The organism is Paraburkholderia pallida (genome assembly GCF_004524855.1).
Taxonomy (GTDB): Bacteria; Pseudomonadota; Gammaproteobacteria; order Burkholderiales; family Burkholderiaceae; genus Paraburkholderia; species Paraburkholderia oxyphila.
In genome coordinates, this window is sequence record NZ_CP038151.1 from 182,002 (window position 1) to 194,365 (window position 12,364).

At 61.6% G+C, this 12,364-nt stretch carries 13 protein-coding genes; 8 read left to right on the top strand and 5 right to left on the bottom strand.

What is annotated here, in order from left to right:
- The first annotated feature begins 27 nt into the window (after positions 1-27).
- From E1956_RS35755 to fae, 6 genes are all read left to right on the top strand, one after another.
- Positions 28-564: a cupin domain-containing protein gene (locus E1956_RS35755; RefSeq protein WP_134758105.1), complete on the top strand. Its 537-nt coding sequence runs from the start codon at positions 28-30 to the stop codon at positions 562-564.
- 20 nt (positions 565-584) lie between these two features.
- Entirely contained in the window at positions 585-1,112 is a 528-nt protein-coding gene (locus E1956_RS35760; protein ID WP_232072322.1) for a bacteriohemerythrin, read from the top strand.
- A 64-nt stretch (positions 1,113-1,176) separates the two neighbouring features.
- The gene (locus tag E1956_RS35765) at positions 1,177-2,262 is read left to right on the top strand and encodes a porin (RefSeq protein ID WP_134758106.1); all 1,086 of its coding nucleotides are present in this window, start codon (positions 1,177-1,179) and stop codon (positions 2,260-2,262) included.
- A gap of 189 nt (positions 2,263-2,451) precedes the next feature.
- Positions 2,452-3,810: a purine-cytosine permease family protein gene (locus E1956_RS35770; protein WP_134758107.1), complete on the top strand. Its 1,359-nt coding sequence runs from the start codon at positions 2,452-2,454 to the stop codon at positions 3,808-3,810.
- A 134-nt stretch (positions 3,811-3,944) separates the two neighbouring features.
- Positions 3,945-4,682 (top strand): SDR family NAD(P)-dependent oxidoreductase, encoded by a 738-nt coding sequence (locus tag E1956_RS35775; protein ID WP_232072324.1) that lies wholly within the window; start codon positions 3,945-3,947, stop codon positions 4,680-4,682.
- Between the two features lie 225 nt (positions 4,683-4,907).
- Positions 4,908-5,441: a formaldehyde-activating enzyme gene (fae, locus tag E1956_RS35780; RefSeq protein ID WP_134758109.1), complete on the top strand. Its 534-nt coding sequence runs from the start codon at positions 4,908-4,910 to the stop codon at positions 5,439-5,441.
- A gap of 88 nt (positions 5,442-5,529) precedes the next feature.
- On the opposite strand, the gene E1956_RS35785 is transcribed toward fae, so the two are convergent.
- Together E1956_RS35785 and E1956_RS35790 are read right to left on the bottom strand one after the other, a co-directional pair.
- Complete coding sequence (locus E1956_RS35785) at positions 5,530-6,411, bottom strand: bestrophin family protein (protein ID WP_134758110.1); 882 nt, start codon at positions 6,409-6,411, stop codon at positions 5,530-5,532.
- The gene (locus E1956_RS35790) at positions 6,408-7,112 is read right to left on the bottom strand and encodes a carbonic anhydrase (protein WP_269467649.1); all 705 of its coding nucleotides are present in this window, start codon (positions 7,110-7,112) and stop codon (positions 6,408-6,410) included. The genes E1956_RS35785 and E1956_RS35790 overlap by 4 nt, the downstream gene beginning before the upstream one ends.
- Before the next feature lie 285 nt (positions 7,113-7,397).
- On the opposite strand from E1956_RS35790, the gene E1956_RS47585 reads away from it, so the two are divergent.
- Together E1956_RS47585 and E1956_RS35795 are read left to right on the top strand one after the other, a co-directional pair.
- Positions 7,398-7,574 (top strand): hypothetical protein, encoded by a 177-nt coding sequence (locus E1956_RS47585; RefSeq protein WP_167760230.1) that lies wholly within the window; start codon positions 7,398-7,400, stop codon positions 7,572-7,574.
- A gap of 73 nt (positions 7,575-7,647) precedes the next feature.
- Positions 7,648-7,953: a panthothenate synthetase gene (locus tag E1956_RS35795; RefSeq protein WP_134758111.1), complete on the top strand. Its 306-nt coding sequence runs from the start codon at positions 7,648-7,650 to the stop codon at positions 7,951-7,953.
- A 155-nt stretch (positions 7,954-8,108) separates the two neighbouring features.
- Here the strand turns inward: E1956_RS35795 and E1956_RS35800 are convergent, their stop codons facing one another.
- The 3 genes from E1956_RS35800 to E1956_RS35810 all read right to left on the bottom strand — a co-directional run bounded on the left by E1956_RS35800 (position 8,109) and on the right by E1956_RS35810 (position 12,348).
- On the bottom strand, positions 8,109-9,689 hold the full coding sequence (locus tag E1956_RS35800; protein ID WP_134758112.1) for an isocitrate lyase: 1,581 nt from the start codon (positions 9,687-9,689) through the stop codon (positions 8,109-8,111).
- 437 nt (positions 9,690-10,126) lie between these two features.
- Positions 10,127-11,929: a chloride channel protein gene (locus E1956_RS35805; RefSeq protein ID WP_134759532.1), complete on the bottom strand. Its 1,803-nt coding sequence runs from the start codon at positions 11,927-11,929 to the stop codon at positions 10,127-10,129.
- 5 nt (positions 11,930-11,934) lie between these two features.
- The gene (locus E1956_RS35810; RefSeq protein WP_028223355.1) at positions 11,935-12,348 is read right to left on the bottom strand and encodes a MarR family winged helix-turn-helix transcriptional regulator; all 414 of its coding nucleotides are present in this window, start codon (positions 12,346-12,348) and stop codon (positions 11,935-11,937) included.
- Positions 12,349-12,364: the final 16 nt, after the last annotated feature.

Sequence of the window (12,364 nt, forward strand, 5' to 3'; positions counted from 1 at the left end):
CATTGCACGAATATCAAGGAGAACACCGTGGTGAGACGTATCGTGACCGGAGAGAAAAATGGTAAATCAGTAATCCTATCAGATGGTCAAGCGGAAACGCGGCATGCCTATGCGGCGGTCCCGGGTTTCGAGACCACGCAAGTGTGGGCGACCCTTCATGGTGTCGCTTCGCTGCCGCATGCCGGCGGCGATCCTGTGGTCAGCCTGGATTCGGTGATTCCCGACCCGCACGGCACGCGCTTCATGATCGTGCAATTTCCGCCCGACAGCGTGATGACCACGCCGGATTTCGATCCGGCTGCTGCGGGTGCCGAGTACGCGGCAAATCTGCCAGGCCTGGCTGAATGCTTCGAGCCCGATGGCTCGGGCTTCCATCGCACCACCTCGGTGGACTACGACATCCTCCTGGCCGGAGAACTGACGCTCGAACTGGACGATGGTCAGGTACGCCATCTGAAGGCGGGCGATATCGTGATCCAGAACGGTACCCGTCATGCATGGCGAAATAGCAGCGAGCAGCCGGCCGTGATGGCCGCGATCCTGATTGGCGCTGACCGCAAGTAAGGCTCGGCAGGAGAAATGAAGTGGGAACGCAAACGATGAGTCAACCGGCCGAACACCGTCCACACCCTGCGCGGAACCCGCCGCGCGCCGTAGTCGACAAGCTGGAATGGAGCAGTGCGATGCTGCTTGGTCACGCGCCGATCGACGACGCCCATGAGGAATTCGTCGAAGTGGTCATGGCCTTGCGGGAATGCACCCAGCAGACTGCATGGGTCCGCCTGCAGGCCGTGGAGGCACATCTGCTGTCCCACTTCGCGACCGAGCACGAGTGGATGAAGAAGACCGACTTCCCGGCCATGGAGTGCCATCTGGACGAGCATCAAAAGGTGCTCGATGCGGTGCAGCAGGTGAATGCATTGGCGGCGGTCGGCGACGTGGGATTAACGGACGTCAGGCGACTTGCTCAGGCATTGATCGACTGGTTCCCGGGGCATGCGGACTATATGGATTCCGCATTATCGGCGTGGGTCAACAAGAAGTTGCATGGCGGTGCGCCTGTCGTGCTACGTCGTGATCTACGGGTCGAAACGCCGGCCGCCACGCTCTAAAGGCGGGACATCCATACCCGCGCAGTTTTTAGATATAGATGAAACACGGAGACAAAAGTTGAATATGCAAAAGAAGCTTGTGAAAACGGCGCTGGCTGGTTCGGTCCTGTGCTTCGCCGTCGCGGCGCAAGCACAGAGTAGTGTGACGCTGTACGGTATCGTCGACGCCGGCGTGCTGTATCTGAGCAAGACCCGGGATGCCACGGGCGGCAATGGCGGCAAATTCTTCGGTTTTACCGACAGTGGCCAGATGCCATCGCTGTTTGGCCTGAAGGGAGATGAGGATCTCGGCGGCGGTTTGCATGCCGAGTTCAAACTGGAAAGCGGCATCAACATCGCCAACGGTGGTTTCAACGATTCGAACGGAAACTTCTTCGGACGTCAGGCATGGGTCGGTCTGCGAGGCAACTTCGGTACGGTGCGCGCGGGTCTGCAGTATTCACCGTTCTTCGATGCGATATACGCGCTCGATCCGCGCAATATGTCACAGCTGGGTAGCTCCCTGGTGCCGTTCATCAACAATACGGTCGTCACTGGCATCTTCAGCGCCAACGCGGTGACCTACACGAGTCCGGTTCTGGCAGGATTTCAAGGCAGCCTGATGTATGCGCTGGGCGGGGTAGCGGGGGACTTCCAGGCGGGGCGCGTGTATTCGGCCAACCTGTCGTACCACTGGAATGGCCTCGGTGTATTTGCAGCCTACTACAACGGGAATGAGGGGCCCTCCGTATCGCCGTTGCCCTCGACGCTGGGCATGATCGGCCGCACCCTCGGCGCCAGCTATACGTTCGGCTCGGTGACGGCCAAGGGCTCGTTTACGAACTACAAGATGGCTGGAAGCGGGATCAACAACGACGTGTGGAACGGCGGTCTCGACTATCAGGCTACGCCCACGATCGACGTGAATGGCGGCGTCTGGTACATGGTCAACCGCGATGATATGTCCAGCAAGTCGCTGATGGGTGCGCTCGGGGTCAACTACAGCCTGTCGAAGGCCACTGGGCTCTATGTGCAGGTCGGTGTGGTCAACAACACGGGCGGCCAGAATCTCGGCCTTGAAATCGGCGATGGCGGCAACACGCCGAGTTCACTGTACGCACCGTCCGGCACGACTGTCGGTGTCGACGTCGGTATCCACCACGTGTTCTGACTGATCCGGCCGCATAAGGCCGGAACCCTGGGCGACCTTGCGCCTCCCTTGGGCTGCTGACGTTTTCCCGCAGCAGTCCCGGTGAATCGAAATAGCAATTGTATTGCTCGAGCCCTTTGGGGTTGTTTTCATCAAATTAGTTCGTATGACGAAATAATTGGTCTATCAAAGACCGAATAGGAGACAGTGATGGCTGGAGCGCTTGACCCGGTCGGCAATGCCGAACTGGATGTGTCGACTGTCCGCCTGCCCGAGCAGGCGCGCATGCCCAAGTTCGCGCTCACCATGGCGTGGTGGGCGCTATGCAGTGCGATGGTGTATCTGATCATTGGTGCCACACTCGCGCTTTACTACGGCACTGCGAACGCCGCGATCGGGATGGGGCTTTCGGTGCTGGTGTATTCCGCCGTGAACTACGTGCTCACGCGCTATGCGCTGCGTACCGGTTTGTCGGTATCCTTGTTTTCGCGTCTGTTGTTCGGCAGTGCAGGCGCAGCCCTGGCAACACTGGTGTTCGCGGCGACCGTGATCTATTACGCGGTGTTCGAGAGTTCGGTGATCGCTGTGGCGCTGCACAGCCTGGTGCCATCGATCTCGTATCCGCTCGCTTCGCTGCTCGTGGTGATCTATAGCGTGCCGCTCGTATTCGGTAGCGTGCAGAAGTGGCTCGACAAGCTGAACGGCGTGTTGCTGCCGTTCTACTTGATCGGCATGATCGCGGCTATCGTGCTGGCTACCCGTACCTTCGGCTACAGCGACGCGTGGCTGCATTTCGGCCCGCCACAGAGCGGCATTTCGACGAGCGGCTGGTGGAACTGCTTCGTGTATTACATGGGCGTATGGGTGTTCATGATGGCGGCCTTCGACTTTGCGCGTTTCGGTGGAAAGCGGGATATCGAGTATCACAGCCGCTTTAACTTTGGTGCGCCGTTCTGGACGGTGATCTTCGGTATCAATGGTCTGGCGGGTGTCTATCTGGTCAGCACCATTCACGATGCGGGCGCCTTGTCCGAAATCTCGGTCGTTCTGGCAATTCTGAAGTTGATGGGCTGGTGGGGGTTCGCATTCCTCGTGGTCACCCAGACGCGTATCAATACCGCCAACTACTATTTGGCGACCGTCAACGCGCAGGCCCTGTTCGAAAAGGCCGCTGGCCTGAAACTGCCAAAATTCGCATGGACGATCGTGGTTGGCGCGGTGGTGTACGTACTGATGCTGGCGGGCGTTTTCGAGAGGCTGTTGCAGGCGTTGGCCTATCAGGGCGTATTCGTGGTGGCTTGGGTCGCCGTCGCGCTCGCTCATATCCTGTCGGAGCGGCCCGAATCGTTCGGCGATAGCGAGATCGACACCGCGCTCGAACGTGTGCCGGCCTTCAACGTTGGTGGACTGGTCGCGTGGCTGTTTGGTGTGGTGGTCGGGATGATCGTCATGAACCTGTCTGCCCCATACAGTTCGTTCTCGTCGATCATGACCTTCGTCGTCTCCGCGTTCACCTACTGTCTGCTTGCCCGCAGCCCGGGGCGCATGTCGTCGGCTACCCGTGCCTGAGTGAGTTGAAACAGGTGTCGCCCGCGCAGGCGTGGCCTGTCTGCGGGCGGCGTATTCGGAATGCGCGTGGTTATCTGAAATGCAGGTGGAACGCGCAACCGTGACCGAGTGATATGGCAAGGAAACCTATGTTGATGAAGGGGCAGGTCGGCCTGGTGACGGGCGGTGGTTCGGGAATGGGGCGCGCGGCCGCGCTGGCGCTTGCCGAAGCAGGCGCGACCGTGGTGCTGGCCGGTCGTAGCGAAGACAAACTGATCGCCGTCAGGAGCGAGATCGCAGCGATCGGTGGACGGGCCGAGATCAAGGTCATGGATGCGGCGCGACGCGAGGATCAGCAGGCGCTCGTGGAGTTTGTCGAGAAGCGATTCGGCGGCCTCGATTTCGCATTCAACAACGCGGGAGGACACGCCGATTTCAAGCCGATCGATGCAACCCCGGAAGAGGAGGCGGAGTGGGTCATCGATCTGAATTTCAAGGGCGTCTATTACGGCGTCAAGTATCAGGTCCAGGCCATGCTGCGCTCGGGTGGCGGTGCGATCGTGAACAACGCCTCTATTTTCGGCTTGCGCGGCATGAACGGGATCGCACACTATGTGGCGGCCAAGCACGCGGTGGTCGGTCTGACACGCGCGGTCGCCAAGGAGTACGCGGACCGGAATATCCGCGTCAACGCAATCTGTCCGGGCGCCACCGAGACGCCCAACTATATGCGTGTGGCGGGCGGTGACGTGCATCTGCTCGACGACATGATTCCGATGCGCCGGATCGGTCGTCCGGAGGAGATGGCCAAGGCAGTCGTCTATCTGTTGTCGGGGAGTTCGGCCTACGTCACGGGCACCACGCTGTCCGTGGATGGAGGAATGACAGCCTGAGCCGGATGGGTGGTGAAACAGAACGTTGACGGGCAAATCCAGAACGCAGTCGTAATCGCCACGTAGCAAATTACCGGCGAGCGCGGGTTGTGGATCCACGTTTGTCACTTTGTCACGAAGACGATACATATTGCGCATCGCTATCGACGTTTAACCGCGTTGAATCGAGTGGCATCGTCCTTGCATGCCAAAAATTTTCCATCTCCAACTCCAGGAAAATTGACGATGAGTCTCGATTTGACGTTCCGTGCTGGTGAAGCCACTGTCTTCGCAGCGCCAGGCCAGGTGACTGACGCCATGCCCGAAATCCTGATCGGGCGTGTCGATGGCCCCGTCGGTCATGCGTTCGCCAACATGATGGCGCAGAGCAAGGGGCACACGGCCATGTTTGCGATCCGCGCCTGCAATCAGATGGTGCGCCCGGCCACGATTGTCGTTCCCAAGGTGACGCTCAAGGACATGGCGACCATCGAACTATTCGGTGGCGTCGTGCAATCGGCGACGGCGGATGCGATCGTCGATTGCCTGATCGAGGGCATCTTGCCAAAAGACCAGGCCAACGAGCTATGCATCGTCAGTCTCGTATGGATCGATCCGCGCTGTGCCACCGAGACGAACCTCGACAAGAAGGACATGTATCGCACGAACTATGAGGCGACCAAACTCGCCATTCAGCGTGCGATGAACAACGAGCCGAGCGTCGACGCACTCGTCGCGAACCGGCACACCATCAAGCACGATATGGACGACTGGAGTTGAACGGCGACACGGCATGAAGGTCCGTACTTTGGGTGGCGCGGCCGCTTGAATGGCCGATCAAGATTTGCCCATTCATGCTCAGCAGGCGCTACCACAGCACACCGTCTTCGGGATGCAGAGACTTCAAGCCATGGTCATCACCGAGGCTGTCGAGCAGATCGATTTCGATCGTGCGGGTCACGGCCGTGAGCGGCACGTCGTTCACCGTCTTCGAAAATGGCTCGGCGATGTCGTCGCCGATGCGCAGCAATGCGAGCAACAGAAAGCCGAGCCCCGTTGAGCCGATTGGCGTAAACACACCGAGCGTCTGAACGAGCCCAAGCGGCAGCAACAGGCAGAACGCGTGCGTGAACAACGTGGGATAGGTCGCATACTGCTGCGGAATCGGCGTATTTCTGATGCGCTCCATGCCGCCTTGTGCGTTCGACAGCTCGCGCAGCGTGTGCTCGATGATCGAAAGCCTCATGGCGTCTAGCGCCAGATCGTGCGCAATGATCCGCGCAGTCTCCGAGAGGATGGCATGCGGTACATTGGCCACACCGAGCAAACGTTCGACCTCGGCGGCGGGCAGCCGTGTTTTGAGCTCATTCCATGGCGGCTCGCGACGCAAATGCATCCTGAGCGCGTGCACGTAAGCGACCTGACGCAGGATCAACGTATTGCGCAGCGCATGCGCATGTGCCGGGAGCACGACGCCGAGCTCTCGCGCGAAGCTGCGCGAGTAGTTGACGATCGCGCCGAGGAGCGTGCGAGCCTCCCACCATCGCGCATAGGCGGCGCTATTGCGAAAACTCAGATAGACCACGATCGCCGAGCCGAACAGCGACAGCGGCAACGCCGGGAACGTGATCCATTCCGGCGCACAGAGATAAGCGACAGTCACGACGACATCCCACATGCACAACAGCGCAAGTGGCCGTCCGACATAGCGGACGAGCTGCCCGACACACGCGCGGCCCGGGATAATCACGCCGCCACCTTTTGCTTGCGCACCAGGCGCTCGCGCGCCTCGTCGAGCGCCATGAAGCGGTCGGACTGCGCGTCGAGGACCGCAATATCGCCATGACCGATGTCGTAGACCCACCCCTGCAGGGCGAGGCGTTGTTGGGCGAGTCGTGCGGCGACGGCGGGGTGCGTGCGCAGATGCGCAATCTGGAGCCGGACGTTCTCCTCGGCCATATCCCGGATCGTCTGCCTGACACTCTTGCTCCTCGTGCGGACGATGCTGCGCGCGGCCTCGGCGTTGCGCAGCCATGCGTGCACGTTCGGCATCTGGCAGCATGGAGCAGCCTCTGCCGCCAGACTTTTCATCGCACCGCAATCGGTATGGCCGCAGACGACGATCTGCTGCACGTTGAGTGAAAGCACGGCGTACTCGATCACCGCGGAAACGGCGCCGAGCGTCTCGCCATAGGGCGGCACGATGTTGCCGATATTCCGGCAGACAAAAAGCTCGCCCGGCTGGCTCTGCGTGATCGTCTCCGGCGAGATGCGCGAATCCGCGCAGGTGATGAAGAGCGTATGCGGCGCCTGTCCCTGTGCGAGTTGCTCGAACAGCGCCTGACTCGACGGAAAAACGTCGCGGCGAAAGCGTTCGACGCCTGAGAGGAGCTGCGGCAGGTCGCGCCGAACATAAGCACGCAACGTATTCGATATGTCTTCCGATTTCACTTTGTATTCCTGATTAAATGATATGGATGAAAATTTGCCGACTGCGCATCCGTTCCGGCTATCGTCTGCCGCTTAACGGCTCAGTCAGCGCGCCACTCCGGAATTCAATGGTTGGTACTACTTACCGTATGGATCTGGTCGGCACGCGCATCGGCCCATCGCTTCGCGGCAGCTTGTGGTGTCTTGCGACGAGTCTGCTATCCCGTCGACGGATGGTTTTCCGTACCACGGATGTGAGTATCGTGGTGACGCTGCATAAACGCTATCGACGATTTATGTCGTGTAATGTCACGAACCCAGCCCCTGCCCGGCTATAGCGTGGTGATCGGCGTTCCGGTCGTGGTGTTCACGATCGAAGCCTATTGGGGTCGGTACTATCGCGGACACCCCTGGTACAAGGACCGCGATCACTGGCGCAGCGCGCCGCACATTGCACAGCAATGCGTGAGGAGTGTTGCCTAAGCCACTGAAGGTATGGCCGGGATCGCTTAGGCTCGAAAGGCTCTTCTCCGTACCTCAAACCAGGAGACTGTCCATGCGCATGCTTCTGAACATACGAATTCCCCACGAGCCATTCAATGCTTTCGTGCGCGACGGCACCATCGGGGCCGTGATGGCGAAAATACTTGAAGAAGCGAAACCGGAAGCGGCCTATTTCACTGAGCAAAGCGGAGGACGCGGAGCCATCCTCGTGATCAACCTGGATGATCCGTCCCAGATTCCCGCCTTCGCGGAGCCGTGGTTTCTCACGTTCAATGCCGACTGTGAGTTTCGCGTCGTGATGGGGCCGGAAGACCTGCAGAAGGCCGGGCTGGAGGCAATCGGTTCAAAGTGGAAATAACACAAGCTGCACGCCGCGGCAGCCGGGCTGCGGCATGGGTCTGGAAACAGGGATAGCGCCGACCATTTTCGATCCAAACCCCGCAAGCCACCTCACCGGGTAAAAAAAAACGCCAACCTTTCCAGGTTGGCGTTTTGCCTGCGGTGCTGCGGGTATCAGAACTGATTCATCGTATTGTCTTTGCCCGCCGCTTTCAGGGCCGCGTCGCCGCTGAAATACTCCTTGTGGTCGTCGCCGATGTCCGAGCCGGACATGTTCTGGTGCTTGACGCAGGCGATGCCCTGGCGGATTTCCTTGCGCTGCACGCCAGCCACATAACCGAGCATGCCCTGGTCGCCGAAGTATTCCTTGGCGAGGTTGTCCGTCGACAGCGCGGCGGTGTGGTACGTCGGCAGCGTAATCAGGTGATGGAAGATACCGGCTTCGCGCGCCGCATCGGCCTGGAAGGTGCGGATCTTCTCGTCGGCGGCGATCGCCAGTTCGGTCTGATCGTATTCCGCGCTCATCAGCTGGTTGCGGTCGTATGCCGACACGTCCTTGCCCGCGGCCTTCATCGCGTCATACACCTGCTGGCGGAAGTTCAGCGTCCAGTTGAACGACGGGCTGTTGTTGTACACCAGCTTGGCGTTCGGAATGACCTTGCGGATCTCGCTGACCATGCCGCCGATCTGGCCGATATGCGGCTTTTCGGTTTCGATCCACAGCAGGTCGGCGCCGTTTTGCAGTGCGGTGATGCAATCGAGCACGCAACGCGCTTCGCCCGAGCCGGCGCGGAACTGGAACAGGTTGCTCGGCAGGCGCTTGGGACGCAGCAGCTTGCCGTCGCGCTTGATGACGACGTCACCGTTGCCCAGCGCGTCGGCCGAAATTTCGTCGCAGTCGAGGAACGAATTGTATTGGTCGCCCAGGTCGCCCGCTGCGTGGGTCACGGCGATCTGCTTGGTCAGGCCTGCGCCCAGCGAGTCGGTACGGGCCACGATGATGCCGTCGTCCACGCCCAGTTCCAGGAACGCGTAGCGGATGGCGCGGATCTTGGCGAGGAAGTCCTCGTGCGGCACGGTGACCTTGCCGTCCTGGTGGCCGCACTGCTTCTCGTCGGACACCTGGTTTTCGATCTGGATGCAGCAGGCGCCCGCTTCGATGAACTGCTTGGCCAGCAGGTAGGTCGCTTCGGCGTTGCCGAAACCCGCGTCGATGTCGGCGATGATCGGCACCACGTGCGTGACGTGGTTGTCGATCTTTTCCTGGATGGCGGCCTTGGCCGGGCCAGCGGCGGCGTCCAGCTGGCGGAACAGGCCGCCCAGCTCACGGGCGTCGGCCTGGCGCAGGAAGGTGTACAGCTCGCGGATCAGCGCGCTCACCGAGGTCTTTTCGTGCATCGACTGGTCCGGCAGCGGGCCGAACTCGGAGCGCAGCGCGGCCACCATCCAGCCGGAGAGGTACAGGTAGCGGCGCTCGGTGCTGTTGAAGTGCTTCTTGATGGAGATCATCTTCTGCTGACCGATGAAGCCGTGCCAGCAGCCCAGCGACTGGGTGTACTTCGACGGGTCGGCATCGTAGGCGGCCATGTCGGCGCGCATGATCTTCGCCGTGTACTTCGCGATGTCGAGGCCCGTCTTGAACTTGTTCTGGGCGCGCATGCGGGCGGCGTACTCGGGATTGATCGCGTTCCAGGCGCTGCCGTGGTTCTCTTTCAAACCGGCAACTGCCTTGATGTCGTCTTGATACTGGGCCATGTGTCTCTCCTGGGAGCAAAGCGCGTTTGATAGAAGGTTGAGCGTGCCGCCACGCTTGTCGAAGCGAACTGCATGACTAAATAGTAGCGCCGTTCGCGCTATGTCTTATATAAGACATAAGACGCAATTTATGCTTATTTTTCAATGAGATGCGCGTAAAATTTTGCCATGTAAAACATGTTTTCAAGGGGCGGAAAAGTTCTGCGGCGAAAATTCGCAGCGAATTCCGTAATGTGAAAAGCGTTTTCGGAGGCCGGAGGCAGGCGAGGCACGGGCGGCTTGAGCGACGCCGGCTGGCGGGATGCGCAGCGCGGTGGACTCACAATGACCGCCCGAAAAAGGAAACGGCCCGATCAGCGTAAGCCGATCGGGCCGTTTCGGTCAGGCTGGCCATCTCATTCGCGCCGACATCGCCGGCGCGAAGAATCTACCAACACTCAACCCGCCTTTCGCACGGGCGGAAAGCGCCGCTTGGCGTTGCCGATGCTGATGCGGCGGAAGCGTTCCTTCTTGGTCTCTTCCTCGAAATGCGACAGCGAGACCTTCACGAGGTCAGCGGTCGAAACGATCCCCACGAGCCGCATCGATTCGCGATCGGACACCACGGGCAGGCGTTCGAGCCCATGCACCGCGAGACGCGCGGCGATCCGGCGGCAGGTTTCCTCGGGCAGCGCCACGTCCGGCGCGCGCAGCGCGAGCAGCGTGCCGAGCGGCTGGTCGAGCGCGTCGCCGGCATCGCCCGCGCGCACCGCTTCTAGCATCGCGCGGTCCACCATGCCCAGCACGGCGCCATCGCGCACCACCGGCCAGGCGCGGCGCTTCTGCGCGGGGCCGAAGTGCTGCGCGAGCGCATCGCGCACGCTCACGGCGGCGTCGATCGTCTCGACGCTGCGCGTCATGACTTCATCGACGTAATGGCGCTCGAGCGGATCGACGCCGTACTCGCGATAGATGTGATAGCCGCGCCGCGCGATCTTCTCGGTCATGATCGAGCGCTTCATGACGACCGTGGCGAATCCGTGCGCGAACAGCGTGGCCGTGAGCAGCGGCAACAGTGCGTTGGTGTCGTGCGTGAGGCCGAAGGCGAACACGATGGCCGTGAGCGGTGCGCCGAGCGTGGCGCCGAGCGTCGCCGCCATGCACACGAGCGGCCAGAGCGCGGGGTCGCTGCCGGGCAGCACGTGGCTCAGCACACAGCCGAGGCCCGCGCCCAGCATGAGCAGCGGCGCGAGCACGCCGCCCGAGGTGCCCGAGCCGAGCGCGACGACCCAGATCACGGCCTTCACCACGAGGATGGCGATAGCCACCTGCAGGACGATGTGCTGATGGAGCAGGTCACCGATCACGTCGTAACCCACGCCCAGCGCGCGCGGCTCGATGAAGCCGCCGATGCCCACCACGATGCCGCCGATCGCGGGCCACCAGGACCAGTGCAGCGGCAGGTGCGCGAACAGGTCCTCGACCTTGTAGAGCGCGGCGGAAAGCCCCGAGGCGAGCGCGCCCGAGAGCAGCCCCGCGATCACGCACGAGAACAGCGCGAGCGCATGCGGCGTCGGGGTCTGCATCGCGAAGAGCGGCTCGGTGCCGAAGAACGCGGCGCGCGCGAAGCCCGCCACGGCGCAGGCGAGCGCGACCGGCAGGAAGCTGCGCGGGCGCCATTCGAACAGCAGCAGCTCGACCGCGAGCAGCACGGCGGCGACCGGCGTGCCGAACACGGCCGTCATGCCCGCGGCGGCGCCCGCGACGAGCAGCGTCTTGCGTTCGGCGGAGGTGAGCCGCACGCACTGCGCGAGCAGCGAGCCAATCGCGCCGCCCGTCATGATGATCGGGCCTTCGGCGCCGAACGGCCCGCCGCTGCCGATCACGATGCCCGACGAAAGCGGCTTGAGCACGGCCACTTTCGGCGACATCTTGCTCTTGCCGAACAGGATGGCCTCGATGGCTTCGGGAATGCCGTGGCCCCGGATCTTGTCGGAGCCGAAGCGCGCCATCATCCCGACGATCAGCCCGCCCACCGCCGGCACGACGATGACCCAGGCCCCAAGCGTGTTCAGCGCGGGCGAGTGATCGGCGAACGAGAAGCGGCCGTAGAAGAACAGATTCGTGAACCAGTGGATGAGGCTCAGGAGCACGAACGCGGCGAGCGTGGCCAGTGCGCCGATAAAGGCGGCGAGCGCGCTGATGCCGGGCAGGCGCGCGTTGGTCGAGAAGTCGCGCTTGTGGGAATCGTCGAGATGCATGGTCGTCAAAGATCGATTTGCGGAACGGTGAAGGTGCCGTCGAGCGATTGCAGCTCCGCGCGGTGGAGTTCGGCGAGGCGCGCGAGCAGCTTTTCGCCGGCGTCGAGCAGATGCACTTCCACCTGGCGGCGATCGCGCTCGCTCACGCGCCGCTCGACCAGTTCGAGTGCCTCGCAGCGCGAGACGAGCGCCACCACGCCGTGATGCTGCGCCTGCAGCCGCTCGGCAATCTCGCCGATGGTCGCCCACGTGCGGCCAGGATAGCCCTTCACGTGCAGCAGCAGCAGATATTGCAGCGGTGTGATGCCTTCGCCCTGGGCGGCCTGTTCCGAGAAGCGCTCGAAACGGCGCATCTGATAGCGGAACTCGGACAGTTGCTCGAAATCGGTCTTGGTCAGACTGCGCGATGGGTTTTTCATTGGAAATTCAACTCGT